At 62.1% G+C, this 26,959-nt stretch carries 21 protein-coding genes; 18 read left to right on the top strand and 3 right to left on the bottom strand.

The annotated features are described in order from the left end of the window. Positions 1-44: 44 nt before the first annotated feature. Both P0D70_RS25050 and P0D70_RS25045 read right to left on the bottom strand, forming a co-directional pair. A complete protein-coding gene (locus P0D70_RS25050) occupies positions 45-1,103 on the bottom strand; it encodes a response regulator transcription factor (protein WP_408186435.1) in 1,059 nt (352 codons plus the stop codon). Continuing rightward, on the bottom strand, positions 1,096-4,560 hold the full coding sequence (locus P0D70_RS25045; RefSeq protein ID WP_408186434.1) for a hybrid sensor histidine kinase/response regulator: 3,465 nt from the start codon (positions 4,558-4,560) through the stop codon (positions 1,096-1,098). The genes P0D70_RS25050 and P0D70_RS25045 overlap by 8 nt, the downstream gene beginning before the upstream one ends. A 253-nt stretch (positions 4,561-4,813) precedes the next feature. Between P0D70_RS25045 and urtA the strand changes: the two genes are divergently transcribed. The 7 genes from urtA to P0D70_RS25010 all read left to right on the top strand — a co-directional run bounded on the left by urtA (position 4,814) and on the right by P0D70_RS25010 (position 11,514). Continuing rightward, positions 4,814-6,079: an urea ABC transporter substrate-binding protein gene (gene urtA / locus P0D70_RS25040; protein ID WP_091803694.1), complete on the top strand. Its 1,266-nt coding sequence runs from the start codon at positions 4,814-4,816 to the stop codon at positions 6,077-6,079. Positions 6,080-6,153: 74 nt separating this feature from the next. Beyond that, complete coding sequence (gene urtB / locus P0D70_RS25035) at positions 6,154-7,071, top strand: urea ABC transporter permease subunit UrtB (RefSeq protein ID WP_091808902.1); 918 nt, start codon at positions 6,154-6,156, stop codon at positions 7,069-7,071. A 60-nt stretch (positions 7,072-7,131) separates the two neighbouring features. After that, positions 7,132-8,295 (top strand): urea ABC transporter permease subunit UrtC, encoded by a 1,164-nt coding sequence (gene urtC, locus P0D70_RS25030; RefSeq protein ID WP_091803692.1) that lies wholly within the window; start codon positions 7,132-7,134, stop codon positions 8,293-8,295. Beyond that, positions 8,292-9,035, top strand: a complete 744-nt coding sequence (gene urtD, locus P0D70_RS25025) for an urea ABC transporter ATP-binding protein UrtD (protein ID WP_091803689.1) — start codon at positions 8,292-8,294, stop codon at positions 9,033-9,035. The genes urtC and urtD overlap by 4 nt, the downstream gene beginning before the upstream one ends. Positions 9,036-9,107: 72 nt before the next feature. Beyond that, entirely contained in the window at positions 9,108-9,797 is a 690-nt protein-coding gene (gene urtE / locus P0D70_RS25020; protein ID WP_408186433.1) for an urea ABC transporter ATP-binding subunit UrtE, read from the top strand. 36 nt (positions 9,798-9,833) lie between these two features. Further along, positions 9,834-11,066 carry a formamidase gene (gene fmdA, locus P0D70_RS25015; protein ID WP_091803684.1) on the top strand — a complete coding sequence of 411 codons (1,233 nt, stop codon included), beginning with the start codon at positions 9,834-9,836 and terminating at the stop codon, positions 11,064-11,066. 118 nt (positions 11,067-11,184) lie between these two features. Beyond that, a complete protein-coding gene (locus P0D70_RS25010; protein ID WP_408186432.1) occupies positions 11,185-11,514 on the top strand; it encodes a zinc ribbon domain-containing protein in 330 nt (109 codons plus the stop codon). Positions 11,515-11,554: 40 nt separating this feature from the next. Here P0D70_RS25010 and P0D70_RS25005 read toward each other — a convergent pair whose 3' ends face one another. Then, positions 11,555-13,519, bottom strand: coding sequence for a sigma-54-dependent Fis family transcriptional regulator (locus P0D70_RS25005; RefSeq protein WP_408186431.1), 1,965 nt, complete (start codon positions 13,517-13,519; stop codon positions 11,555-11,557). 440 nt (positions 13,520-13,959) lie between these two features. Here P0D70_RS25005 and P0D70_RS25000 point away from each other — a divergent pair, with 440 nt between their 5' ends. The 11 genes from P0D70_RS25000 to P0D70_RS24950 all read left to right on the top strand — a co-directional run. After that, positions 13,960-15,024, top strand: coding sequence for an ATP-NAD kinase family protein (locus P0D70_RS25000; protein ID WP_408186430.1), 1,065 nt, complete (start codon positions 13,960-13,962; stop codon positions 15,022-15,024). A 40-nt stretch (positions 15,025-15,064) separates the two neighbouring features. Then, positions 15,065-16,048, top strand: a complete 984-nt coding sequence (locus P0D70_RS24995) for a thiamine pyrophosphate-dependent dehydrogenase E1 component subunit alpha (protein WP_091803676.1) — start codon at positions 15,065-15,067, stop codon at positions 16,046-16,048. Positions 16,049-16,137: 89 nt separating this feature from the next. Beyond that, positions 16,138-17,142: an alpha-ketoacid dehydrogenase subunit beta gene (locus tag P0D70_RS24990; RefSeq protein ID WP_091803674.1), complete on the top strand. Its 1,005-nt coding sequence runs from the start codon at positions 16,138-16,140 to the stop codon at positions 17,140-17,142. A gap of 3 nt (positions 17,143-17,145) precedes the next feature. Then, positions 17,146-18,258 (top strand): acetoin dehydrogenase dihydrolipoyllysine-residue acetyltransferase subunit, encoded by a 1,113-nt coding sequence (locus P0D70_RS24985; protein WP_408186429.1) that lies wholly within the window; start codon positions 17,146-17,148, stop codon positions 18,256-18,258. A 1-nt stretch (position 18,259) separates the two neighbouring features. Next, positions 18,260-19,258, top strand: coding sequence for a lipoyl synthase (gene lipA, locus P0D70_RS24980; RefSeq protein ID WP_408186428.1), 999 nt, complete (start codon positions 18,260-18,262; stop codon positions 19,256-19,258). A 107-nt stretch (positions 19,259-19,365) separates the two neighbouring features. Beyond that, positions 19,366-19,812, top strand: a complete 447-nt coding sequence (locus P0D70_RS24975) for an SRPBCC family protein (protein WP_408186427.1) — start codon at positions 19,366-19,368, stop codon at positions 19,810-19,812. A gap of 784 nt (positions 19,813-20,596) precedes the next feature. Then, a complete protein-coding gene (locus tag P0D70_RS24970; protein WP_091803662.1) occupies positions 20,597-21,985 on the top strand; it encodes a class I SAM-dependent methyltransferase in 1,389 nt (462 codons plus the stop codon). A gap of 21 nt (positions 21,986-22,006) precedes the next feature. Further along, complete coding sequence (locus P0D70_RS24965) at positions 22,007-23,341, top strand: sensor histidine kinase (RefSeq protein WP_408186426.1); 1,335 nt, start codon at positions 22,007-22,009, stop codon at positions 23,339-23,341. Between the two features lie 7 nt (positions 23,342-23,348). Further along, on the top strand, positions 23,349-24,470 hold the full coding sequence (locus P0D70_RS24960; protein WP_408186425.1) for an ATP-binding protein: 1,122 nt from the start codon (positions 23,349-23,351) through the stop codon (positions 24,468-24,470). Then, positions 24,470-25,471, top strand: a complete 1,002-nt coding sequence (locus P0D70_RS24955) for a response regulator (protein WP_408186456.1) — start codon at positions 24,470-24,472, stop codon at positions 25,469-25,471. The genes P0D70_RS24960 and P0D70_RS24955 overlap by 1 nt, the downstream gene beginning before the upstream one ends. Before the next feature lie 593 nt (positions 25,472-26,064). Continuing rightward, a partial coding sequence (locus P0D70_RS24950) for a Solitary outer membrane autotransporter beta-barrel domain (protein ID WP_408186424.1) occupies positions 26,065-26,959 on the top strand: 895 nt, incomplete at its 3' end.

Here is a 26,959-nt window from a genome sequence, read left to right as displayed (position 1 = left end):
ATTCTGGCCGGTGCGTCGACCAAACCCGTCGTTGTCCAGTTGCGTCAATACCGCGTGCTCGCCTTCGCCGCAATCGCTGCGGCAGCAGCGCGCGTCTCAACATGCAGCTTGCCGAACACATGTTCGAGGTGCTTGTTCACCGTGCGTGGCGCCATGCCGAGAATGTCGCCGATATCCCGGTTTGTTTTGCCGCGCGAGAGCCACAGCAGCACCTCTGCTTCTCGCGCCGTCAGGCCGAATTGGGAGGCGAGGGCGCTGGTATGAGCGGCGTCGTCGAATTCTTCCAGCAGGATCACCCATTCGCCGCGCGTCGCGGGTCCCAGTACACGCGCCACGCGGCGCACGCGGTCGGCGGCGGTCTCGAAGGCGGCTTGCAGGTCGCAGCCGGCTTCGATCCAGCGCGCGAGCCATTGCGCCAGCACGGCAGGCAGCCGCGGGCCGGCTTCGACGAGCGGGTGATGCAACAGCGTGGCTTCGTCAGCACGGCTGGGTGTCAACGAAGCCGAAACCAGGCAGCCTCCGTCATCATTTCCCCCTTCTGTCAGCTTGCGGCCCGTCTCATACCAGGCGAGCCGTTGCCGCGCCAGATCGCTCTGCCATCTGATTTCACCGCTCGCCGCCGCGATCAGCGCCGCGCGCATTCCGATCTCCAGCACCCTGTCCGCCTGACGCTGCTGGCGCGAACGCTGCACGTGCGCGGCAATCCGCGCGCTGACCTCGCTTGGCTTGACCGGCTTGGTGACGTAATCGATACCGCCCACGCGAAATCCCTGCACCACATGTTCGCTATCGGTCAGTGCGGTCATGAAGATCACGGGCAGATGCCGGTTGCGCGGATCGGCCTTGATCTGCCGGCAGGTCTCGAAGCCGTCGAGGCCAGGCATCAACGCGTCGAGCAGAACGGCGTCGGGCGTAATGCGCGCGAGGCGTTGCAGCGCGGATTGACCATCGAGCGCCACCAGTACCGCGTAGCCGGACGCCTGCAGCGTATCGGAGAGCAGGGCGAGGTTGTCGGGCGTGTCGTCGACGATCAGCACCACCGGTTTGCCGTCGGGCAAGTCCGGTTGCGTGTCGGGCGGCAGGAGCAAAGTGTCGTCATGCATCGGGATTGACCTGCTGGGTAGGCGCGAGCAGATGCGCGAGTTCGGTCAGCCGGAAGCGGCGCGCAAGCGCGCGCAACGGTTCGAGCACGCTGGCGAGTTCCGGTGCGCCATGCTCGGCGGCGTCGAGTTGTTCGATAAAGCCCTGCACGTAGCCCATTTCCAGTTGCGCATGCAGTTTCTCGCGCAACGCGGCGGGCAGGCTCGCCGTTACGTCGGCGCGTGCAACGGGGGAGGCGCTCGCAGCGGTTTCGGTCGGCTCGACAATCCAGTGCAACTGCAGCAGCGCGGCCAGTTTGTCGAGCAGGAGCGGAATGTAGAGCGGCTTGGCGAGGTAGTCGTCGCAACCGGCTGCGGCGCCTTTGTCGCGATCGTCCGCGAATGCGTTGGCCGACAGGATCAGAACCGGCGCGGCCGACAGATGGTTGTCGCGAATCAGGCGGCTTGCCTCGAAGCCGTCCATGTCCGGCATCGACACATCCATCACGATCAGATCCGCGGACGCGGTCCCGAGCCATTGCAGCGCCTCCGGTCCGCTGGCGGCTTCCACGACGTGAAAGCCCAGCGGCGTCAGCGTCTGCACGACAATGCGGCGTTGCTCCGCGAGATCGTCCACGACCAGCACCGTGCGGCGCGGCCCATCGTAACCCTTCACGTTGAGCGGGCCGCTCGCCAGCAACTGCGGCGCACGCACTTCAGGCGCGAACAGCTTGACGATAAAGCGCGTGCCTTTGCCCACTTCGCTTTGCACTTCCAGGTTGCCGCCCATCAACTCCGTGAGCATGCGGCAGATGGTCAATCCCAGCCCCGCGCCATGATCGTGTTCGCGCGCCGCCGTGCCGCGCTCGAACGGCAGGAACAGCCGTTCCAGCTCGGTGGCCGGCATGCCGGGGCCGGTATCGGCGATTTCGAAGGTAATGGTCTCCCACGCATAGCTCGCGCGCACCTTCACCGAACCGTGAGAGGTAAAGCGGATCGCATTGCCGATCAGGTTGATGAGAATCTGCCGCACGCGCTTTTCGTCGATGCGCACCACCTCCGCCATGCGCCCGCCCGTCTGGAATTCGAACTGCAGGCCTTTGTCGGTGGCCTGCGGTTCCAGCATCGCCGAAAGTTGCGTGACGAAATCGGGCAGCGAAATCTCCGTTACGTTCAACTGAAGTTTGCCGGCTTCGATCCGCGCAACGTCGAGCAGGCCGTCCACCAGCGCCAGCAGATGCCCGCCGCTGCGATAGATCGTCTCCACGGCATTGCGCCGCGCCGGCGGCAGTTCGTCGGTGCCTTGCAGCAGCAGTTGCGCGTAACCGAGGATGCTGTTGAGCGGCGTGCGCAGTTCGTGACTCAGCCCCGTCACATAGCGGCTTTTGGCACGGTTGGCGGATTCGGCCGCGGCGCTTGCGCGCTGAAGCGCGGCGTCGGTCTTGCGGTGCGCTTCGATTTCCTGCATCAGCAATTCGGCTTGCCGTTGCGATTCTTCCTGCGTGACCTTGCGGTTTTCGTTGGCGAGCACGAGCCACCACGCCGCAATACACCCGACCAGCGCCAGCGCGAAAAACGCCTTCAGATAGCCCTGCAGCAGCACCTCGTGGACGGTCGTGTCGAGATCGGGCAGGGTGCGCACGCTCTGATACCACTGCACCGCCAGCACGCCGCCGAGTAGCGTCAGCACGGCGATCAGCAACCCGGCGTACTGCGCGAGCCGCAAGCCCGCCGGCCCGAGCTTGAGCTTGGGAAAGAGCGTGCGCATCGAGCTGCCGAATTGCGCGGGCAGCCGCGCGTGCGGTTTGCAGGAGTCGTTGCAGCGGGAATCGAGCGAGCAGCACAGCGAACAGATCGAACCGGCGTAAGCCGGGCAGTGCGCCATGTCCTCGCGTTCGAAGGTGTTCTCGCAGATCACGCAGCGCAGTATCGCGCCCTGTTCGAGGTCGCGGCCGTCGCGCGCCAGGTAGAAGCGTCCGCGTGTGGCGATGGCCAGCAGCGGCGCGCAGATGAACGCGACCAGCAACGCAATGAACGACGACAGCGCTTCAGCCGTGGCGCCGAAGACACCCGCATGCGAGAGCGCGGCAATCAGCGAAGCGATCAGCATGGCGCCCACGCCGACCGGGTTGACGTCGTACAGGTGCGCGCGTTTGAACTCGACATGGCGCGGGCTATACCCGAGCGGCTTGTTGATGACGAGATCGCCCACCACCGCGCCAATCCAGGCAATCGCCACGTTGGCGTACAGCGCAAGCACCTTGCTGATGGCTTCGAACACGCCCATTTCAACGAGCAGCAGCGCAATCAGCACATTGAACACAAGCCACACCACGCGCCCCGGATGGCTGTGCGTGAGCCGTGCAAAGAAATTCGACCACGCGAGCGAACCGGCATACGCGTTGGTCACGTTGATCTTCAGTTGCGACACGATGACGAACAGCGTCATCGCGGCGAGCGCGCCTTCGGGTGAGTGGAACACGTACTGATACGCGACCAGATACATCTGCGTGGGCTCGACGGCCTTGACCGGATCGATCTCGTGCTGGATGGCGAGAAAGGCGAGAAACGCGCCTCCCAGCATTTTCATCGCGCCGGGCACGATCCAGCCAGGGCCGGCCGCGATCAGCGCGGCCCACCAGCGAAAGCGATTGGCGCGCGTGCGCGGCGGCAAAAAGCGCAGATAGTCGACCTGCTCGCCAATCTGCACGATCAGCGAAAACACCACGGTGCAGCCCGCGCCGAACGCGACGAGATTGAACTCGTGGCCGTTGCCCGAAACGCCGCGAAACGTCACCCATTGCGCGAGCACATGCGGCTCACGCCACAACACCACGACGTACGGTACGACCAGCAGCACGAGCCACAACGGCTGGCTCCAGCCCTGCAGACGGTTGATGAACGTAATGCCGAAGGTCACGACCGGAATGATCACGAGCGCGCTGATCACGTAAGCCACGGAAAGCGGCACCTTCAGATACAGCTCCAGCGCGAGCGACATGATGGCCGCTTCCAGCGCGAAAAAAACGAAAGTGAAGACCGCATAGATCAGCGAGGTCAGCGTCGAGCCCATGTACCCGAAGCCCGCGCCGCGCGTGAGCAGGTCCATGTCGACGCCGTTGCGTGCGGCGTAATAGCTGATCGGAATGCCCGTCAGGAAGATCAGCAGCGAGACGGCGAGGATCGCGCAGAGCGCGTTGGTGAAACCGTAGTTCACCACCAGCGCGCCACCAATCGCTTCGAGCACCAGAAACGACACCGCGCCGATCGCCGTATTGGCGACGCGGAATTCCGACCAGCGCCGGAACGTGCGCGGCGTGAAACGCAGCGCGTAGTCCTCGAGCGTCTCGTCGCCGACCCACGCGTTGTAGTCGCGGCGGATCTTGACGATACGCTGCGTGCCGCCTGCGGGTGGGCGCGATGCCCCAGCTTGGGTGGCGGGACCGGCGGGCAGCGGGTTCTGTGGTTGCGTTTGGTGCATCGAGGCCTTTCGTCGGCGGATTCCGTGGCTAGCGGTGCGGCCATGCAAATTGCATTCCATTCGCGCTCGCCTCCTTCCCCTCGCGCCATTGGGGCACGCCACGCCGCCGCGATTATAGGGAGCGGATTTTCGTCGCGCCCTACGTCAACTGACGTATTGGGCCGCGCAAATTGGCTACCTACCTTTCGTGGCGTCGACACCGCCATCCGGTTCCCAGCGCGGGTCGCCCGACCACGACTACAAGGAGAATTCGATGTCACACGATGATCAGAACGAGTCCGGCATGCCCTCGGCACTGCGCCGCAAACTGCTGATGGGGCTCGCTGCCGCGCCCGCGCTGGCCATGTCCGGCATCGCGCGGGCCCAGCAGTATCCGACCGCGAAGGTCAACACCACGCACCTTGCCGTCACCGACACCGAAGTGACGGTGGGGCAGTTGCACTCGGCGACCGGCACGATGGCGATCTCCGAAACCGGCTCGATTCAGGCCGAGCGGCTGGCGATCGAACAGATCAATTCTGCGGGCGGCATTCTTGGCCGCCAGATCAAGGTCATTCAGGAAGACGGTGCATCCGACTGGCCCACCTTCGCTGAAAAGTCGAAGAAGCTGCTGGAGAACGATCACGTCGCCGCCGTGTTCGGCTGCTGGACGTCGGCCTCGCGCAAGGCCGTGTTGCCGATCTTCGAACGCGACAACGGCCTGCTGTACTACCCGACCTTCTACGAGGGCCTTGAGCAGTCGCACAACGTGTTCTACACCGGCCAGGAAGCGACGCAACAGATTCTCTGGGGGCTGAACTGGGCGAACCAGACGAAGAAGGCCAAGAGCTTCTTCCTGATCGGCTCGGATTACATCTGGCCGCGCACCTCGAACAAGATTGCGCGCAAGCACATCGAGCAGCATCTGACCGGCTGCAAGGTGGTCGGCGAGGAGTACTACCCGCTCGGCACCACCAACTTCAATTCGCTGATCAACAAGATCAAGATCGCCAAGCCGGATTGCATCTACGCGATCATCGTCGGCGGTTCGAACGTGGCGTTCTACAAGCAGCTCAAAGCGGCCGGCATCACCGCGGACAAGCAGTTCCTGCTGACCATCTCGGTGACGGAAGACGAAGTGCTCGGCATTGGCGGCGAAAACTTCGCGGGCTTCTATTCGGCGATGAAGTATTTCGAATCGCTCGAGAACGACAACAACAAGAAATTCGTTGCGGCATTCAAGGCGAAATACGGACCGAAATCCGTGATCGGCGATGTGACCCAGGCGGCCTACCTCGGGCCATGGCTCTGGAAAGCGGCGGTGGAGAAGGCCGGCAGCTTCGACGTCGACAAGGTGGTGGCGGCCTCGCCCGGCATCGAATTGAAGACCGCGCCCGAAGGCTACGTGAAGATTCACGCGAACCATCACCTGTGGAGCCGCACGCGGATCGGTCAGGCGCAGGCCGACGGCCAGTTCAAGGTGGTCGCGGAATCGCCGGATCTGATCGAGCCCAATCCGTTCCCGAAGGGCTACCAGTAATCACCGCGGCAAGCCACGAGTGCAGCGCGCTCGCCGCAGTGCGAGCGCGCGCCGATCAATTCGAGGAGAGCGACATGTCGGCTTCGGACATTCTTAACATCACGCTGATGCAGGGTTTCGCGGGCTTGAGCCTTTTCAGCGTGCTGCTGCTGATGGGGCTGGGGCTGGCGGTGATCTTCGGCCAGATGGGCGTCATCAATATGGCGCACGGCGAATTCATGACGATCGGCGCGTACACGATCTATATGTTTTCGCAGCTGGCCGACAACTATTGGCACGGCTTCGCGCCCGTGTATTTCCCGCTCGCCATTTGTGCGGCTTTCGCGCTGGCGTTCGCGGCAGGCTGGGTCGCGGAGTGGGCGTTGATCCGTCATCTATACCGGCGCCCGCTCGACACCTTGCTGGCCACCTGGGGGTTGAGCCTCGGCATGCAGCAGGTATTCCGCTCGGTATTCGGTCCGAAAGAAGTGAGCCCGACTTTGCCCGACTGGCTGATGGGCTCATGGTCGCCGAAGCCGGGCCTCGACATTCCGATCAACGGCCTCTTCGTGATGAGCCTCGCCGTGCTGATGACAGGCGGCGTGCTGCTGGCGCTGTACCGCTCGCGCTGGGGCCTGCGTGTACGGGCCACGGTGGCGAACCGTCAGATGGCGAATGCCGCGGGCATCGACACACGCAAGACCGACCGGCTGACCTTTGCGATCGGCTGCGGCATGGCGGGCGTCGCGGGCGCGGCGTTCACCGCGATCGGTTCCACCGGGCCGACCAGCGGCTCGCTCTACATCGTCGATTCGTTCCTCGTGGTGACGTTCGGCGGCGCCGCGAGCCTGCTTGGCACGGTGGCGTCCGCGTTCGGCATTGCGCAGATGCAGTCGATCAGCGAGTTCTTCATGACGGGTTCGTCGGCGCGCGTGGTGACGCTGTTGACCATCGTGATCGTGCTGATGCTGCGGCCGCAAGGACTTTTCGCGTCGAAGGTGCGCCGTGCGTGATCTTTCATTGAGCGCGCCTCTGAACCGACCTATCAATTGCTTCAGCCCGGAGAAACGCATATGGACCCGCTGAACCCTTCCGCCGGCGTGCCCGCTTCGCCGGATCATGCAGCCGGGCGCGCCGGCCTGCGGCCCGCGCTGTGGCGCTGGCTGACGACCGATGGCTACGGCAGCATCGCCGTGCTGGCAGCGCTGATTCTCGTGGTGTTTCCGCTCGCGCTCGACGTGTTCCGTCTAAACCTGATGGGCAAGTACCTGACCTACGCGTTCGTTGCGGTCGGCCTCGTAATGGCATGGGGCTACGGCGGCGTGTTGAGCCTCGGGCAAGGCGTGTTCTTCGGCCTCGGCGGCTACTGCATGGCCATGTTCCTCAAGCTCGAAGCCTCCGACCCGGTCAGCACGAAAATCCAGTCGACGCCCGGCATTCCCGACTTCATGGACTGGAACCAGCTCACCGCTTTGCCGTTCTGGTGGAAGCCGTTTCATTCGCTGCCGTTCGCGCTCGCGGCGGTGGTGGTCGTACCGTGCGCGCTGGCGTTCGTGGTGGGCTTTGCCATGTTCAAGCGGCGCGTGGGCGGCGTGTACTTCGCCATCATCACGCAGGCGGTGGCGCTGATTCTTTCGGTGCTGATCATCGGCCAGCAAGGGTATACGGGCGGCGTGAACGGCATTACGGATTTGCGCACGCTGCTCGGATGGGACATTCGCGGCGACGGTGCGAAGCTGATCCTGTACTTCGTCAATGCGGTCCTGCTGCTGGTGGCGATTCTCTGTTGCCGGCAAATCCAGCGCAGCAAGCTCGGCACGCTGCTGCTCGCCATGCGCGACAAGGAAGACCGCGTGCGTTTTTCGGGCTACGACGTGGCCATGTTCAAAGTGTTCGCGTTCTGCGTCGCCGCGATACTGGCCGCGATCGGTGGCGCGATGTTCACGTTGCAGGTGGGTTTCATGTCACCGTCGTTCGTGGGGATCGTGCCTTCCATTGAAATGGTGATCTATGCCGCTGTCGGCGGACGCATGTCGCTGGTCGGTGCGGTCTACGGCGCGGTGCTCGTCAATCTCGGCAAGACGTGGTTTTCGGAGAGCTTTCCGAACCTGTGGCTATTCCTGATGGCTGCGCTCTTCATTGGCGTGGTGATGGCATTTCCGAACGGGCTCGCCGGTCTCTACGACAGTCATGTGAAGCCGTGGCTCGCGCGCCGCGGCGCAAGGAGCGCCTCATGAGCAATACCGATTTCGTGCTGGCTGTGGAAGAGCTGAGCGTCTCGTTCGACGGCTTCAAGGCGATCGATTCGCTCAACCTGTATGTGGATCGCGGCGAGCTGCGCGTGGTGATCGGACCGAACGGCGCGGGCAAGACCACGCTGCTCGATCTCATCTGCGGCAAGACGCGTGCGACCCACGGCAGCATCAAGTTCCGCAACGAAGAGATGACGCAGTTGCCGGAGTTTCGCCGCGTGCGCAAAGGGATAGGCCGCAAGTTCCAGACACCGTCTATCTACGAAAACCTCTCCGTGTTTCAGAACCTCGAAGTGTCGTTTCCGCGAGGACGTGGCGTGTTCGGTGCGCTGGCGTTTCGCCGCACCGACGACGTGATGGACCGCGTGAGAAGCGTGGCTGGTGAGATCGGCCTCGCCAGTCAGCTCGATCTCGAAGCCGGCTTGCTGTCGCACGGGCAGAAACAGTGGCTGGAAATCGGCATGTTGCTGATGCAGGAGCCCGAACTGTTGATGCTCGACGAGCCGATCGCCGGTATGAGCGTGCGCGAGCGCGAGGTCACGGCCGAACTGCTCAAACGGATCTGCCAGAACCGTTCGATGATCGTTATCGAACATGACATGGCATTCGTCGAGCAGATTGCCCACAAGGTCACGGTAATGCACCAGGGAAAGATTCTCGCCGAGGGCGCGATGGAACAGGTGCAAAACGACCCGCGCGTGATTGATGTCTATCTGGGCCACTGAGTCGTGTACGAAGTCGAACGAACCACGAGTTGGACAGCAGGCGGCCGTGAAACGAGCAACGAGGAGCCCAGCATGTTGAATGTCGACGACGTATTCGTCAGTTATGGCCAGAGCGAAGCCTTGCACGGCATCAGCTTCAGCGCCGCCCGCAACGAGACCGTGGCGATCATGGGACGCAACGGCATGGGCAAGACCACGCTGTTCAAGTCGCTGATCGGCATTTTGCCGCTCAAGGCGGGTTCGGTACAGGTGGATGGCGAAGAGGTCTCGCGCGATGAAAGTTTCCGGCGCGTCGCCAAAGGTATCGCGTACGTGCCACAGGGGCGGCAGATTTTCTCCACCTTGAGCGTGGAGGAGAACATCCAGACCGGTCTGGAGAACTCGCCTACGAAGCGCGTGCCCGAAGAGATCTATGCGCTCTTTCCGGTGCTCTATGAGATGCGCTCTCGCAAGGGCGGCAACCTGTCCGGCGGTCAGCAGCAACAACTGGCGATTGCCCGCGCGCTGGTGACGGAGCCCAAGGTGCTGTTGCTCGACGAGCCCACCGAGGGCATTCAGCCGTCCATCATTAAGGACATTGCGCGCGCGCTGAATGAGATCCGCAAGTTGCGGGACATCACGATTGTCGTGTCCGAGCAGGTCCTGAGTTTCGCACTCGATGTGGCTGACCGGCTCTTCGTTATCGAAGGCGGGCGCCTCGTGCATGAGAGCACGCGCAGCGACGCCGACACCGCGAAGATTCGCGAGTATCTGTCGGTGTGAGCCGACTGTCTGCAATTTCCAAGAGGAGAGTTTGCAATGGCTGAAACGCTAATCAAGGTCGATCTGAACCAGTCGGCCTACGACAACGAGAACGTCCATAACCGCTGGCACCCGGATATCCCGATGGCCTGCTGGGTCAATCCGGGTGACGATTTCATTCTGGAGACCTACGACTGGACCGGGGGCTTCATCAAGAACAACGACAGTGCCGACGACGTGCGCGACATCGATCTCTCCATCGTGCACTTCCTCTCGGGACCGGTAGGCGTGAAGGGCGCGGAGCCGGGCGATCTGCTGGTGGTGGACCTGCTCGACATCGGCGCGAAGCAGGAGAGCCAATGGGGCTTCAACGGTTTCTTCTCGAAGAAGAATGGCGGTGGTTTCCTGACCGACCATTTTCCCCAAGCACAAAAGTCGATCTGGGATTTTCATGGTCTCTACACGAGTTCGCGCCATATTCCCGGCGTGAATTTCGCGGGCCTGATTCACCCGGGGCTGATCGGCTGCCTGCCTGATCCGAAGATGCTGGCCACCTGGAACGAGCGCGAAGCCGGGTTGATCGCCACCGACCCGCAACGCGTTCCCGGCCTCGCCAATCCGCCGTTCGCCGCCACGGCGCACATGGGGCGCCTCGCCGGAGACGCGCGCGACAACGCCGCCGCCGAGGGCGCGCGCACCGTGCCGCCGCGCGAGCATGGCGGCAATTGCGATATCAAGGACCTGTCGCGCGGCTCGAAGGTGTATTTCCCGGTGTACGTGGATGGCGCGGGTCTTTCCGTCGGCGATCTGCACTTCAGCCAGGGCGACGGTGAAATCACCTTCTGCGGCGCCATTGAAATGGCCGGCTGGGTGCATATGAAGGTGGAGTTGATCAAAGGCGGCATGGAGAAGTACGGGATCAAGAACCCGATTTTCAAACCAAGCCCGATCACACCCAACTATAACGACTACCTGATCTTCGAAGGCATTTCCGTCGACGAACAGGGCAAGCAGCACTATCTGGACGTGCATATCGCCTACCGTCAGGCGTGCCTGAATGCGATCGAGTACCTGAAGAAGTTTGGTTACTCGGGCGCTCAGGCTTACTCGATTCTGGGCACGGCGCCGGTGCAGGGGCATATCAGCGGCGTCGTGGATGTGCCTAACGCGTGCGCGACGCTCTGGTTGCCGACGCAGATTTTCGACTTCGATATCCAGCCGACTTCCGCAGGGCCCGTCAAGCACATTACCGGCGGCGTGGATCTACCTTTGTCACCGGATCTGGTCTGACGTAGGCGGCTGTTGAAACACCCGAAAGGGTCGTGGCTGGAAGACCGCCGTGCTGAGTTTGTCCTTGGCGCGGCGGTCGTTGGAGATAGAACGAATCAAGGTACTCAAGGACCATACCATGCCGACATATGATTACCGTTGCGAGAACTGCGGCCCATTCGCGGCGATCCGCCGCGTGGCCGAGCGCGACATGCCTTGCGCATGCCCCACCTGTGACACGCCGGCGCAACGCACCTTGAGCTTGCCTTCGTTGTCGTTGATGGCGGCGAGCGCGCGCGCCGGGCATCAGGTCAACGAGCGTTCGGCGCATGCGCCGCAACGCTCGGGTGAGTACAAGCACCGGCATGGGCCGGGTTGTGGATGCGGATCGGGCAGCACCAAGGGCGCGACGACCGCGGGCGGCCTCAAGACCAATCCCGCGGGCAGGCCATGGATGATCAGCCACTGACGCTAGTGCCGATGGATTATCGGCGCCTGCGGAAAAAGCATTAGCAGCGATGCGGCCCGACGATCCCCAGTTTCGCGATACGCCGGTATAAGGTCGCGCGCGACATGCCCAGTGATTGCGCCGCGGCGTTGGGCCGCCATTGATGTTGCGTCAGCGCTTCGACAATGCGCGTACGCTCGTCGCACGGGTCCTGCTGCGCGAACGCCGAGGCCAATGCGCGATTGCCCGCGCCCTCGGGTGCCAGCAATGCCGCAACGTCCGGCGCGATATGCCGCAATTCAACGCGCGCGGAATCGCACATCGCGCAGGCGTAACGCAGTACGTTGCGTAACTGGCGAATGTTGCCCGGCCATGCGAAGGCCGCGAGGCGTTCGGCGAGGCGTGGGTCGAGCGTGAGGACATGCCCGGCCATTTGCGCTTCTTCGTCGAATACGGCCGCGATCATGTCGCCGATATCCGCGCGTTCGCGCAACGGCGGCATCGGCAAGCTGGCGCCGCTCAAGCGGTAGTAGAGATCTTCGCGGAACGATCCTTCCGCCACCATCTGCGCGAGATTGCGGTGCGTGGCGCAGATCACGTCGATATCGACGCGCACGGGCGCATCGCCACCGAGCGGCATCACCTCGCCTTCCGCCAGCACGCGCAGCAGCCGTGTTTGCAGATTGAGCGGCATATCGCCGATTTCGTCGAGAAACAACGTGCCGGTATGCGCCTGCGCGATCTTGCCGCGAGCGCCGCGGCTGCGTGCGCCGGTAAAGGCGCCGGGCGCGTAGCCGAATAGTTCGCTCTCGATCAGCGATTCGGGAATCGCCCCGCAATTCACGGCGATAAATGGCCGTGTACGTCTCGCGCCCGAATCATGCACGGCGTGCGCGAAGACTTCCTTGCCGACGCCGGTCTCGCCGAGAATCAGAATCGGCAGCCGTTTGCCGATGATGCGCAATGCCACCGACGCATTGTGCGCGATACGTGCATCGGCGCTTTTCAGAAAACGGCCCAATGCGCCGACTTGCAGATCGTCCTGAGTCTCGCCGCGCGATTGCCGCGCGGCACCGGCCGCCGTGCCGGTTGTCGCACGCGAAGCGCGTTTGAGCGGCGCACGAATGCGCGCATATAAAGTGGCGCCGGTCGCGCGCAAACGCAGACAGACAATCGCATCGGTACGCGCGACGTCGTGCAGGTGCACGTCGGTCGTGTCGAATATCTCGTCGATGTGGCGTGGACCGTTCAACGCGGGAATGCACTCGCGCGCCTTGCGATTGGCGGCGACCAGATTGCCGCATTCGTCGAACGCGATCAGCACTTCGGGTTGCGCCTCGACGAAGTTGCGGCTCGAATGACCGAACAGGATCCAGTGCTGCGCGGTTTGATTGAGGAAATAGCCGTCCTCGATCAGGCCGGCACTTTGACGCACCAGTTGGAACACCAACCGCTGACTGTCGCGGTTATCCGGCGAGCGCACGGCGGAGGCGTCGAGCACGCCGATCATCTCGCCGGTCGGCGCGAAAATCGGCGCGGCGCTGCAGGTCAAGGTCGTGAAGGCGGCGCGAAAGTGATCGGTCTTGTGCACTGTGATCGGCGCAAGATCGGTCAATACGCTCGCCACGCCACACGTGCCTTCTTCCCGTTCGGACCAGCATGATCCGATATACAGTCCCGCGTGCTTGAAATCGCTGCGGCGTTCCCGCTCGATCCGGTAGTCGATCGTGATGCCGTGCGCATCCGTGAGCATCACGCAATAGTCGGCGACGCGAATCATGTCGTGCAGGCGGCTCAGGCACTGGCCCGAGGCACGCAGGAAAGCTTCCTCTTTTCCCTGCACTTCGCGCAATTCGGCAGACGTCAGGACGCGTGGGCCGATCGCCGCCCCGGGATCGAGCCGATATTGTTCGAACGAGCGTTGCCACGACGATACGAGGCGCGTGGAATCGGCCGGCGCGGGAAGCCGTCCTTCGATGGCGCCGCGCACGCGTTCGACGTGCTGGTTTTGCGAAACGTAAGGCATGTTCGGCTCCGGTCGAGCGACACGCAGTCAGGTCAGGCTGTTCTTGTAGCACATCCTGCCGCATCAATCACATTGCAATGCAGCACGCGAGACGCGTGAGACGTTTGTCTCAACTCGGGATGAGACGCCGTCTCGCATCGCCTCGATGCAGGTGGCACAAGCGTTTGCACGACTCAATGCGCAAGTGATGCCAGCCGCTGCACGTCGCACACGCGGTACGTGAGACGCGCCGCGCGTTGCGGCGCACGGCGCGACCAACCCGCCTCGCAACGTGTTCGAGGCGCAAGACCCTTTAAACAAGGCACTTTCGCCTGGTCTGACGCTCGCGCGGTGAAATTGGCACACCCCTTGCAGTGTTCTGCTCATGACAAAAGCGTCGTCGCTCGAAGACGGCGCTCCAGGTATGAGTCCGCGCAAGACGCGGGCAGGAGACAAGCCCAGTGCCATCGCCAGTGACCGTCGGCGTGATCGCGAACCCTGCGTCGGGTCGTGACATTCGCCGCCTTACCTCCTACGCATCGGTGTTTCCGACAGCCGAGAAAGCCAACATGGTCGTTCGTCTGTTGGCGGGCCTAGGCGTGCTCGGCGTGGATCGCGTGCTGACCTTGCGCGACCGGACCGGCGTTGCCGCGTTGCTGCTGCGCGCGCTCGATACGCATGCCGCGGTCGCCGCGCAGCAACGCTGGCCCGCGGTCGATTTCATCGAACAACCGATTACCGACAGCGCCGCCGACACGCACGCGGGTGTCGCCGCCATGCTGCAGGCCGGCGTCGAACTGATTGCGGTGCTGGGCGGCGACGGCACGCATCGCGCGGTGGCCGCGCATTGCGGCAGGGTGCCGTTGCTGACCTTGTCGACCGGCACGAACAACGCGTTTCCCGATCTGCGCGAGGCGACGGTCGCCGGTCTCGCCGGCGCTCTGGCCGCGTCCGGCGCGGTGCCGCCAGAAGTGGCGTTCACGCGTAACAAACGCCTTGTGGTGCGCTGCGTGGCCGGTCCGAACCGCGGCCGTGAAGAGATCGCGTTAGTGGATGTGTGCGTGAGCCGGCAACGCTTCGTCGGTGCTCGCGCCGTATCCGATCCGGCCGATATCGACACGCTCTTTCTCACCTTCGCGTCGCCGGACGGCATCGGGCTCTCGTCGATCGGCGGCGCGTGGGCGCCCGTCGAGCGCACGGCGTCGCACGGTTTGCATCTGCGCTTTGCGCGGCCCGGCGAATCCGGCGTGCCGCTGGTCGCGCCGATTGCACCGGGGCGCGTCGAGCGGGTCTTCATGCGGACCTGCGAGCGTTTCGAAGTCGGCAACTGGGTGCCGCTCGATGCCGAACACGGCACGCTCGCGTTCGACGGCGAGCGCGAAATCGAACTGGAGCGCGGCGATCAATACGAAATCTCGCTGGATTGGGACGGGCCGCTCACCGTCGATGTCGAACGCACGCTGCGCTACTCGGCGTCGCGGCAACTGGTTCGTGAAGTGGCAAATGTGGTTGCGCATCAAACGTAGGTTGTAGGCAAGCAGTGCATTCATTCCAAGGAGACACACCATGTCGGTTTCAACTGAGTTGAGCAAGGACGAACTGCTGAAGGCGTATCGCATGATGCGCACGATCCGCGAGTTCGAGGAGCGCCTGCACGTGGAATTCGCGACCGGCGAAATACCCGGTTTCGTGCACCTGTATGCGGGCGAGGAAGCGTCCGCGGTCGGCACGATGCTGCATCTGAACGACGCGGACTACGTGGCAACCACGCACCGCGGTCATGGCCACTGCATCGCCAAAGGTGTCGACGTGCGCGGCATGATGGCCGAAATCTATGGCCGCAAGACCGGTGTATGCCACGGCAAAGGCGGCTCGATGCATATCGCCGATCTGTCGAAGGGCATGCTCGGCGCGAACGGTATTGTCGGCGCGGGCGGCCCGCTGATTTGCGGAGCGGCGCTCGCGGCAAAGTACAAGAACTCGGGCGGCGTGGGCGTGTGTTTCTTCGGCGATGGCGCGTCGAATCAGGGTGTGATCTTCGAATCGATGAATCTCGCGTCCGTATGGCGCTTGCCGGTGATCTTCGTCGCGGAGAACAACGGTTATGCGGAAGCGACTTCTTCGACGTGGTCCGTTGCGACCGACAACATTGCCGATCGCGCGAGCGGTTTCGGCATGCCAGGCGTAATCGTGGACGGCTTCGATTTCTTCGCGGTGCATGAGGCGCTTGGCGAGGCGATCGAACGGGCGCGTCACGGCGGCGGGCCGACGCTCGTCGAAGTGAAATTCTCGCGCTACTTCGGCCACTTCGAAGGCGATGCGCAAACCTATCGCGCGCCGGGCGAAGTGCAGAAACTGCGGGACGAGAAAGACTGCCTGAAGCGTTTCGAGGAACGCGTGGTGCGCTCAGAGATGCTCAGCGCGGATCAATTGCGCGGCGTCGATGCGGAAGTCAAGGTGTTGATCGATAGCGCCGTGACCGAGGCCAAGGCCGCTCCGCTGCCAACCGCAGAAGACCTGTTGAGCGACGTCTACGTGTCCTATCCGTAACGCGTCCGCGGCAAACCCGAACGATTCGCAAACTTTCACGGAACCGAAGTCGGCGCGACAGCGCTAACGCCGGTCGCCAGGAGACAGACATGGCACGCAAGATCACATTTTCTCAGGCAATCAACGAAGCACTGAGTCAGGAAATGGCCCGCGATGAAACCGTCATCGTGATGGGCGAGGACAACGCGGGCGGCGCAGGCTCGCCAGGCGAACAGGATGCGTGGGGCGGCGTACTCGGCGTCACGAAAGGCCTGTTTCACAAGTATCCGGGCCGCGTGCTCGATACGCCGCTTTCCGAAGGCGGCTATATCGGCGCGGCGGTGGGCGCGGCCGCGTGCGGCATGCGGCCGGTGGCCGAGTTGATGTTCATCGATTTCATGGGGGTGTGCTTCGACCAGATTTTCAATCAGGCCGCCAAGTTCCGCTATATGTTCGGCGGCAAGGCGGTGACGCCGGTCGTGATACGCGCAATGCAGGGCGCTGGTTTGCGCGCGGCCGCCCAGCACTCGCAGATGCTGACCTCGCTGTTTACGCACATACCCGGACTGAAAGTGGTGTGTCCGTCCACACCGTACGACGCGAAAGGGCTGCTGATCCAGGCGATTCGTGACAACGACCCGGTGATTTTCTGCGAGCACAAGCTGCTATACAGCCGCGAAGGCGACGTGCCCGAAGAGTCGTATGCGATTCCGTTCGGCGAAGCGAACATCGTACGGGACGGGGACGACGCCACGATCGTCACGTACGGCCGCATGGTGCATTACGCCACCGAGGCCGCGGAAAAACTCGCGAAAGACGGCATAGAGGTCGAGGTGATCGATCTGCGCACCACCTCGCCGTTGGACGAAGAGACCATTCTCGAAAGCGCGAGGCGCACTGGCCGCGTCGTGGTCGTGGACGAAGCGAATCCGCGCTGCTCGATGGCTACGGATATCTCCGCACTCATCGCACAACGCGCGTTTCACTCGCTGAAGGCGCCGATCGAAATGGTGACCGCGCCGCATACGCCCACGCCGTTCGCTGGCGTGCTCGAAGATATGTATATCCCGTCGGCCAGGCAGATCGCTGACGCCGTGTTGAAAGTGAGAGGTTAAGCGATGCCGATCCATATGATTACGATGCCCAAGTGGGGCCTTTCGATGGAGCAGGGGCAGGTCAACGGCTGGCTCAAGGCGATCGGCGACAAGGTCACCAAAGGCGAGGAAATACTCGACGTGGAGACGGACAAGATTTCGTCCGGCGTCGAGTGCGCGTTCGACGGCATCTTGCGGCGGCAGATCGCGCAGGAGGGCGACACGCTGCCGATCGGCGCGCTGCTTGCCGTGGTAGCCGACGCGGAGGCGGCGGATGCGGAGATCGACGCGGCGGTCGAAGCATTTCAGCGCGACTTCGTGCCGGCCAGCGCCGAGGCCGGCGAATCCGGACCCCAGCCGGAAAAAGCGCAGATCGGCGGGCGCACCGTGCGCTATCTGAAACTGGGCGATGGCGGCACGCCCGCGGTGCTGATTCACGGCTTTGGCGGCGATCTCAACAACTGGCTTTTCAATCATGCCGATCTCGCCGCGCATCGAACCGTGTGGGCGCTGGATTTGCCCGGCCACGGTGAATCCGGCAAAGCGGTCGAGACCGGCAGTGCGGAAGAACTGGCGGATAGCGTAATCGCGTTCATGGACGACCGCGGTATCGGCAACGCTCATCTGGTCGGTCATTCGATGGGCGCGTTGGTGGCCATGACGGTGGCCGCCAGAGCGCCTGCGCGCGTGGCGTCGCTTTCGCTGATCGCGGGCGCGGGGCTCGGCAATGAAATCAATGGCGGGTACATCAGCGGATTCACGGAGGGCAGCAATCGCAACGCGCTCAAGCCGCACCTGGCGAAGCTGTTTGCCGACCCCACGCTCGTGACGCGCCAACTCGTGGAGGATATCGTCAAGTACAAGCGGCTCGAAGGCGTGCAGGACACGCTACGCAAGATTGCCGCGTCTGCTTTCGATGGCGACGTCCAACGCGCGGGCTATCGCGACCGGCTTGTGGAGTTGGTTCCTCGCGCATTGGTGATCTGGGGTGCTCAGGATCAGATCATTCCGGCTTCGCATGCACAGGAACTCCAGGGCGATATCCGCGTTCATGTGCTCGAAGGAAAGGGGCATATGGTGCAGATGGAGGCGGCCTCGGAGGTGAACCGCCTGCTCAACGACTTCCTGGGGCGTTGAGATGGACGCCGCCCTGCATGGCGATAGCGTCACTGCACTTGGCCAGCACGGCAAGCGCAGTGGCGACAAACTCGCGCGAATTCCGGTGAAGATCGTGCCGCTCGCCGGCGGCGAAGCCTTGCCGAAGCCGCCGTGGCTGCATGCGCGGCCGATGATGAGCGAGACGGTTGCCGGCGTGGCGGCGATTCTGCGCGAGCATCGATTGCATTCGGTGTGCGAGGAGGCGATGTGCCCGAACATCGGCGAATGTTTTGCACAGCGCACCGCTACGTTCATGATCATGGGCGGCATCTGTACGCGGCGTTGTGCGTTCTGCGACGTCGCGCACGGCCGGCCGGAGCCATTGGACGATGGCGAGCCGCGCAGGCTCGCCGAAGCCGTGGCGGCGCTCGGTCTTCGCTATGTGGTGGTGACCTCGGTGGATCGTGACGATTTGCGCGACGGCGGCGCCGCGCATTTCGCAAGTTGCATCGCGTTGCTGCGCGAGCGTGTACCGGGCATCCGGGTCGAAGTGCTGACGCCGGATTTTAGGGGGCGCGTGGAGCGGGCCTTGTCCGAACTCTCGCAGGCGTGGCCCGACGTGTTCAATCACAACATCGAAACGGTGCCGTCACTGTATCGGGCCGCGCGTGCCGGCGCGGACTATCGCGGCTCGCTCGCGTTGCTCGCGCGCGTCAAGCAGGCGAATGGGGCCGTATTGACGAAGTCGGGATTGATGGTCGGACTTGGCGAGTCCGACCAGGAATTACTCGACACCATGCGCGATTTGCGCGCGCATGATGTCGATATCCTCACCATCGGCCAGTATCTTGCGCCGTCGCGCTTTCATATGCCGGTGCGTCGATACGTCGAGCCGGGACAGTTTGCTTCGTGGCGCGACGAGGGTTTGAAAATGGGCTTTCGCGAGGTGGTTGCGGGGCCGCTCGTGCGTTCGTCGTATCACGCGGATCATGCCGCCGATGTGGTGACGGCCGCAGGCCGGAGGAACGGTCACGGGTGAAGTCCGTTGGTGTCTACGGGTTTTCCCGAGTCACTGCCATGTCGATATTGCTGGCGCCGGTTCGTCGTAGGAGTATGTCCAACTCTTTAGTGAAAGGCGAACACACCATGACTACCGGAACCGTCAACCTTCATCGGATCCTGCGCGCTACTCCCGAACGCGTGTACCGGGCATTCCTCGAAGCCAATGCGCTGGCAAAATGGCTTCCTCCTTACGGATTTACCTGTCAGGTTCACCACATGGACGCGCGGGTGGGCGGTACGTTCAAGATGTCCTTTCGTAACTTCGGCACCGGCAACGGTCACTCGTTCGGCGGCGAATACCTCGAGCTGGTGCCGTCCGAGAAGATCCGCTATACGGACCGGTTCGACGATCCGAACCTGCCCGGCCAGATGATCACCACCATTTCACTGCGGCAGGTGTCTTGCGGGACCGAACTCGCCGTCGTGCAGGAGGGCGTGCCCGAGGTCATTCCTGTCGAGATGTGCTACCTCGGCTGGCAAGAGTCGCTGGTTCAACTGGCCAAGCTGGTCGAGCCCGAGATTCCAGGTTGACTGCGCAGGCATGGGCGTGGGCGCGGTGCTGTCCTTCATACCGCGATTCACTGCTTATGCCGAACCGCGGTCTATGAGGTGCTTACACGCGCGTTCCGGCCGGCGCATGCTGTCCAATTGGATAGATGCGCCGTAGGGCTGGCAAAGGCATTCGTATTTCGAAGCACATCGGGCCCAAGAGCGCGGCAAAGCCAATAGCTAACAATTTTGCAATTGGACGTTATACCGTTGGCAAAGGTCAAATCAAGATGCTATTTGCGTAATTCACCCGTGCGCAGGCGCCTTTTAACACGTAATAAAACGGAAAGCTAAAGCTATTTGGGTCAATTCCCGGAAGCTCAATCCGAGCGAACCGCCAGAGCCCTTGTGCCGGCTTCGGAATAGCGCGGTGAGTCACGCCCGCATTCGTAGACCCAGCGCGGCTGAGCGTCGCTATTGCGTAGCGGACTAATTCGCGCTATAGCAATCATCTTCCTGTCCACAGTAGCGGCCATTGAGAAAGACGGCTCGTCAACACTCCAATTCCAGCTCGTGTAGGCGCTCGTAAGGCAAACTTGCCGACGTGCTTCCCCGCTAATTTGGCGTGGTTCAGAATTAACCGTTGTTGGTGTTACACTGCGACTCGCCGGAGGCCAGCTTCTGGCAAAGGGTTTTATTGTTGCCCGCGCAACACTGGTTTGATCCACGTCCACGGCTCGTATCCCATGTCGTAAGTGCGGCAGCCAATCACTGGACTTCATCCAACACCCAACTGCGTTTTCCAGATTCCTCAGGTTCTTATACCGTGTACTCTCAAACGCAAATCGATCCGGTAGTCAGCTTCCGCAACTCGCAACGCGAGCACGTGCGTGGGACGATCATTAACCTCCAGAGAAAGTCTTTGGTGATGGAGGTCTATAACCCCTACTCGATCGTGCAGGTCAGCGAGGTGTTAAGCGAGCTGAGCGTGCGGATGGGTAGCAAGAACGCCTATCTGGGCAAGGCCGTGGTCGTCAGTCTGGTGAACACCGGCCTCACGGCGGTGGTATCGCTGGCGCTGATCGACGAATGGCGCGAACTGAGCGTCCTGTCCAATGAACCCAGGTCGGTCGGGCGAGAAGCCGAACTCTTCATCAGCGACTGGGATGCGCGCTTCAATATCCGGCGCGGCTACCAGATCGTGGTCAACGAGATGCGCGCGTTCCTCTCGGAAGTGTCGCGCTGGGTCGAGCAGGTCGATCTCACCGAGAGCCTGCCAAAGACCGACGGCAGGCTGCGCGAGGACCTGTTCTACGAGCTCGCCACGCCGATCATGCACAAGGTCAAGTCGTACCTCGTGCGGCTCGAAGAAGAGGCCGGACTCGTCGACGTAGACAGTGCCCCCGTGCATCGTACGTACGCGCAAGCGGCACTGCATCCGTTGCTGCTGCGAGCCCCTTTCGTTTACCGGACGTTTACGAAGCCGCTGGGCTATGCCGGCGACTACGAGATGGTCAACCAGATCCTGAACGATCCGCAACAGGGACCGACCACCTACTTCCAGATCGTCAATACGGCTTTCCTCAAGGCCGCCGTGGCGACCGCGCACCGGAACCGGATCACGCTGCTGATCGACTTTCTGACGCGTCAGGCCGAAGCGGCGCGCGTTGCCGGCAGACCGTTCCGGATACTCAACGTCGGCTGCGGACCGGCTTTCGAGATCCAGCGCTTCGTGCGCGAATACGCGCGTCCCGATCTGCTGTCGTTCCAGTTAGTGGACTTCAGCGAGGAAACACTGGCTTTCACGAAGGCCGCCATCGAAAGCGCGGCGGCCGAGGCCGGAAAAACGGTTTCGGTGGAGACGGTGCATCAATCGGTGCACGATTTGCTGAAACGCAAAATTACACCCGATGCGTCTCTGCGGGAATTCGACGCCGTGTACTGTGCGGGCCTGTTCGACTATCTATCGGACAAGGTGTGCGCGCGCCTGTTGAGTTATTTCGCTGCGCGTACGCGACCTGGCGGGCAACTGCTGGTCACCAACGTCCACTCGGCGAACCCCGAGAAGTTCGGCATGGAGCATCTGCTCGAGTGGTATCTGATCTATCGGGACGAGAGCGGCATGCGCTCGCTGCTGCCCGCACAGTCCACCGAACAGAAGCTCTACGTCGACGAGACCGGGGTGAATGTGTTCGCTGAAGCCACGATCCTCTGACACGTCAGCAGACACCCATCCATGAGTATCAGTCAACTGCACACAGGCTATCAGACCGAGCTGGCGGACTTCCGCGTGACGTTCAGCCGCGGCGGCGCGTATACGGCCATTGTGCTCGTCCTGCTGGGCGTGGGGCTGGATCACGCGCAGTATCCGCAACTGCAGACGTCGTTCGCCGCCGCGCGCCTGCTCGTCTCGCTGCTGATCGGTGGCATCGTGATCATGCTGGGCACCGCATGGGGCCGACGCATGTCCCCATGGTTGACGCTCTCCTGGCTGCTGCTGCCGCAGGCCATGATTTCGTGGATGATCTGGCAGACCGACGGTGTTCAGTCACCCTACTATATGGGTCTGAATCTTGCCATCTTCGCTTCCGGGATCGCGTTGCCATTCGGGCTGTGGCAGAACCTGGTTTTCGGGGTGCTGTCCTGCGTCCTGTACCTGCTTGCCTGCCTGCTGCCTCCGCATGGCGCCGTGCTGGTCGGCACGATGACCGTCAACGTACTGCTTCTTCTGTTCGCCGCTGCCGCCAGTGCTGTCTACACTTTCTTCAATGAGCGGGTGCGCTTCATGTTGTTCCGCCTGAAGACCGAAGTGTCGGAAAAGAATGCCCAGCTCGAAGAGACCAACAGCAAGTTGCTCGACATCAAAGGCCAACTGCTGCAGCAGGAAAAAATGGCGGCAGTCGGTACGCTGGCCGCGGGCCTGTTGCATGAAGTCAACAACCCGGTGAATTTTTGCCTGATGGCGATCGAGGTCGCGTTGGAGGAGCCCGTGACCAAAACGGAACCGACGCTGCAGGAATGCCTTGTCGACGCGAGGCAGGGCATGCAGCGGATCCAGCACATCGTATCGGACCTCAAGACCTTCGCTTACCGCCGGCCCGGCGCCGAGGCGGAGGCGGGCACGCCTTTCCTGTTCGAAAAGGCACTCGATTCGGCAATCCGGCTCATCGCGCATGAATTGCGCGGTGTAGCCGTGACGCGTGAGCTTCCCGCGGATACGCTCGTGCTGGGCGACGAAGCGGCCATTATCGGTGTATTGATCAACCTGCTTTCCAATTCAGTGCTGGCCATGCGCAATGCGGGCACCGCCGGGCCGACGATTCACATCTCGGTGAAGTGGTCGGAGCAACGCCTGCATGTGACGGTGCGGGACAACGGGCCGGGCATCGCGGATGAGCATCTGGCGCGCGTGTTCGAGCCGTTCTTCACCACACGTGATGTCGGTCAGGGCCTAGGCTTGGGTCTGTCGATCAGTTATGCCGTTATCGAACGCCATGGCGGCCTGCTGTACGCTGAGAGCGAACTGGGAAGTTGGGCATCGTTCAGTTTCGATCTGTCGCGCGCCCCGTGAGAACCCCATGAACGACATCAGGCAGACGCAGCCCACTATTCTCTACGTCGACGACGAAGAGTTGGCGGGCAAATATTTCGCACGCGCGGTCGATGCGGATTATGAGGTCCTGCTCGCGAAAAGCAGTGACGAAGCGATTGCGATCCTGCAACAGGACAACGCCCGCATTGCCGTGCTGGTGACGGATTTCCGCATGCCTGGCCGCGATGGCGGCGACCTGTTGCGACAGGTGGCGCAGGAATACCCGCACATCGTTCGTATTCTGGTCACCGCTTACGCAGACGTGGACGTGCTGCTACAAACGGTGAATACCGGCGAGGTTTTCCGCATCCTCGAAAAACCGCTTAAGCCCGCTTCCGTGCGCGAGACACTGCAAATGGCGATCGAGCGCTATCGCGAGCGGGCCATTCAGAACCAGCGGTTGATGGCGATAGACGAGACGCTCGCCTTTCTGGCGCACGAACTGAACACGCCGCTCGCTTCCATCGCGTTGAACGCGAGCAGCATCGAAAATCGCGACGACAGGGAGCACGATTCGCCGCTCGAGATCACCGGGGCCGTTAGAGCGATGCGCGAGAGCGCACAATACTGCATTGCGGTGGTCTCGTCCTTCTGGCGATCGGTTCACAATGGGCACCGGAAAATGGCGGAGGGCGATGCCCGCACCGAGATAACGGCACATGGACTGATCTCGGCTTTGCTCGACACCTATCCGTTTGCGGCGGCGCAGCGCTCGTGGGTGCAGGTTGAGATCATCGGCGACTTTCCCGTCGTGACGCAGCCCAATTGCGTGGCGCTCGTGCTCTCTTCGCTATTGTCGAATGCGCTGCGCGCGCTGGCGGATGTGCCTTCTCCGTCGGTGCGCTTTACCGTGACAGCAGAGCACGGCCCCGGCATTCGCATTAGCGACAACGGGCCAGGAATTCCGCCCGAGATAAAGGCCCGCCTGTTGACGGACCCGATTACAACGCACGCGAAATCCGGCGGGAACGGCTTGGGCCTGATTCTGTGCAATCGCGTCATGCAGTCCTGTGGCGGCGGACTCCAGATCGAGTCCACGTCGGGGGTTGGCACCACCGTCATGCTGGATTTCCCCCCTATCAAAGGTCAAACGCACAGGAGTTGTTGATGAACGAAGCGAAAGCCACACAGGAGTCGTCGGCGGCGATCATCTTCGTCGATGACGAGGCCACGGCCGTGAAATACTTCCAGCGTGCCATCGGAAGCCTGGCGCCAGTCCTGACTGGCAACTCGGTGGAAGAGGGCAAAGCGTTACTGGACGCACACGGTGACACGGTGGGCGTCCTTGTCTCCGACCAGCGCATGCCGGGCGAGTTCGGCAACGAGTTGCTCCGCTATGCAAGCGAGCGCTATCCGCATGTCGTGCGGATACTGACTACCGCTTATTCGGAGATCGACCAGACTGTTGCCGCCGTCAACCTCGGTCATATCCACCGCTACATCAAAAAGCCGTGGGACATTGCAGCGTTGCGCATGGAACTGAAACAGGCGCTCGAACTGTCCGAACTGCGCAAGGAGCGGGACCATTTGCTGCGCGAGAAACTCGGCGTGCTGCAAAAGCAGACTCTCGCCACTCGGATCGGTCTGATTCGCGCGCTGTCCGCCACGCTGATCGGGCCCGAGCGCTTCCAGCCGGTGGAGACGTACCTCGCGGCCGCACTGCTCGCCGATGTGCACAATGCCGAGCCGGACTGGCTGTTGCTGGACTACTCGGATCTGGTCGCGGCCGAAAGTAGCCGGAGCGGGGCGTTTGGCAACATGGTGTCGGCGAAGCTCGCGGAGTTGCGTAACCGACGTGCCGTTTCTGGCGCTGGCGACGCTGTGGCGGCGCTGGCTGACACGTTGGAGGAGGCGGGCATCAGGGTCAGGCGCGAAGCGGATGCTCTGGTGTGGGACGAGCTTGCGGCGCTTACCGAATTTCTGGGAGAACCGGCAAACCAGGCCGTATCGAGCCGGCACGCTGCATGGTTGGCAAGCCTGCTTTGGCTGGACGCGAACGACCTCGCGCTCCAGCCGGTACGTGAAGGCAACGCCGTCGCGTTTCGGCCTACCCAATATAAAACAGAGTTTTCTGCCGATCGCCTCGCGACGTGGATCGAGCAGTTCTGAGCGCCGCTGCGGGTGGGAGTGGCGTTGTTCGTCCATTGCTGACAGTGGCGCCCACCTCGGGCAGACCATTCCGATATGTGTGGGCGAGAAGTCGTGAATCAGCCGGCGGCGCGCTAATGCCAAAAGAGACTTAATGGCGACGCTGCTCTTCCGTTTGGCTCACGCAAATAAATACAAGTAAATCGCGGCGATGCCAGTAGACCATTTAGCGACGCAAAGCAAAGCGGATATCCAGCCTAAAGTCCGCCATAGAAAAGGCGATATCACGCAAGGAACAGGGAGAGGATTGCCGCACACGCGAAATAAGCGTGATTTGATGGTCATTGCTTAAAACGTAACGCATCCGATTGATTCAACGGCCTGCTGGATGGTGATTGAGGTTGCGGGAACTCGCCGAGTCCATTTTCCCTGCGAATCAGCTCTCAGACTTGAAATACCTTCGGCATGCCTGAAGCACATATGAGCCGAGTGCGCCGTCCCGGTGAACGCGCCGTTTTCTAGTTCAATGACTTCGCCCGGATCCATGCGGTACATTGCATGCGGTACATTGAATACCTAGCGCGTATTCATTCGCCACACGGAGAGAACCCCGCATGCGATCTTCGGCTCAAACCCAATGTAGCGTTGCGCCGGTCTGTGTGGCCCAGTTTCTCTTCGTTTTTTTCGTTGTCACCAGCGCGGGCCCTGCCGTTGCGCAGTCCAACCGGGACCTCATCGGCGCTGCACGTCTCGGTTCGGGGTATTCGCAAATCGTCAACTTGAGCGCGACCCCGGACATCAGCTCCGCGCACCTCGACATCTCGGACGGTGCGGTTCCGCAATCGCTTACTGTCACCCGAATCCCCTACGAGGGCAGTCTGCTCATTTTTTCCGATCGCAACAGTGTTGGCTGGCGAGTGTCCGGTGGTTACTTTCATGAAAAAGCTGATTTCATGATCAATGCGCCAAACGGCGCGGCAGGGAGCATCGTAAGCAGGTGGTCGGCCTTCAGCGCGACGGGCGGTCTGTTCCTGAAAAGCAAACTCGGCTATGGGTTTACATTCGAGCCCGGCCTCGACCTCAGCGTCGCCAGGCTGCTCAATGACGCTTCGTATGCAGGCGCGGCCACTAGCTTGAAACCCGCTACCGACGGACCGCTGCTTAACTGGCACGAAAATGCATGGCTGATCACGCCGAATGCCGCGCTCGAATGGACGGCGAACATAGCGCAGGCACAGACGCTGACTATTCGCGGGCATATTGCATGGTCGTGGGTCTCCAGCTTTGACGAGTCGGATCCTTTACTCCGGTTCAGGGAAACAGCGGGTTCATGGTCGATCCAGTCGTCTTACTCGGGGCCGACGGGTGCCCGGCTATTTGCGCGCCCGCTGAATTACGTTGTCAATGCGGGATATGGCGGATTTTTCGGACCCAATTACGGCGCGCTGGGTTTTTCAACACTAGCCAACGTCGGGGGCGGATTTGAAGTTCCTCTTTCGAGCCAGGACG

It is taken from the genome of Paraburkholderia sp. RL17-381-BIF-C, from assembly GCF_046026435.1.
Lineage (GTDB): Bacteria > Pseudomonadota > Gammaproteobacteria > Burkholderiales > Burkholderiaceae > Paraburkholderia.
The sequence above is the reverse complement of the archived record's forward strand: the minus strand, read 5'-3'. Positions and strand labels throughout refer to the sequence as shown.

Coding starts and splice junctions, on each gene's coding strand:
- P0D70_RS25050 (WP_408186435.1), bottom strand. CDS start 1,103: ATGCATGACGACACTTTGCTCCTGCCGCCCGACACGCAACCGGACTTG.
- P0D70_RS25045 (WP_408186434.1), bottom strand. CDS start 4,560: ATGCACCAAACGCAACCACAGAACCCGCTGCCCGCCGGTCCCGCCACC.
- urtA (WP_091803694.1), top strand. CDS start 4,814: ATGTCACACGATGATCAGAACGAGTCCGGCATGCCCTCGGCACTGCGC.
- urtB (WP_091808902.1), top strand. CDS start 6,154: ATGTCGGCTTCGGACATTCTTAACATCACGCTGATGCAGGGTTTCGCG.
- urtC (WP_091803692.1), top strand. CDS start 7,132: ATGGACCCGCTGAACCCTTCCGCCGGCGTGCCCGCTTCGCCGGATCAT.
- urtD (WP_091803689.1), top strand. CDS start 8,292: ATGAGCAATACCGATTTCGTGCTGGCTGTGGAAGAGCTGAGCGTCTCG.
- urtE (WP_408186433.1), top strand. CDS start 9,108: ATGTTGAATGTCGACGACGTATTCGTCAGTTATGGCCAGAGCGAAGCC.
- fmdA (WP_091803684.1), top strand. CDS start 9,834: ATGGCTGAAACGCTAATCAAGGTCGATCTGAACCAGTCGGCCTACGAC.
- P0D70_RS25010 (WP_408186432.1), top strand. CDS start 11,185: ATGCCGACATATGATTACCGTTGCGAGAACTGCGGCCCATTCGCGGCG.
- P0D70_RS25005 (WP_408186431.1), bottom strand. CDS start 13,519: ATGCCTTACGTTTCGCAAAACCAGCACGTCGAACGCGTGCGCGGCGCC.
- P0D70_RS24995 (WP_091803676.1), top strand. CDS start 15,065: ATGTCGGTTTCAACTGAGTTGAGCAAGGACGAACTGCTGAAGGCGTAT.
- P0D70_RS24990 (WP_091803674.1), top strand. CDS start 16,138: ATGGCACGCAAGATCACATTTTCTCAGGCAATCAACGAAGCACTGAGT.
- P0D70_RS24985 (WP_408186429.1), top strand. CDS start 17,146: ATGCCGATCCATATGATTACGATGCCCAAGTGGGGCCTTTCGATGGAG.
- lipA (WP_408186428.1), top strand. CDS start 18,260: ATGGACGCCGCCCTGCATGGCGATAGCGTCACTGCACTTGGCCAGCAC.
- P0D70_RS24975 (WP_408186427.1), top strand. CDS start 19,366: ATGACTACCGGAACCGTCAACCTTCATCGGATCCTGCGCGCTACTCCC.
- P0D70_RS24965 (WP_408186426.1), top strand. CDS start 22,007: ATGAGTATCAGTCAACTGCACACAGGCTATCAGACCGAGCTGGCGGAC.
- P0D70_RS24960 (WP_408186425.1), top strand. CDS start 23,349: ATGAACGACATCAGGCAGACGCAGCCCACTATTCTCTACGTCGACGAC.
- P0D70_RS24955 (WP_408186456.1), top strand. CDS start 24,470: ATGAACGAAGCGAAAGCCACACAGGAGTCGTCGGCGGCGATCATCTTC.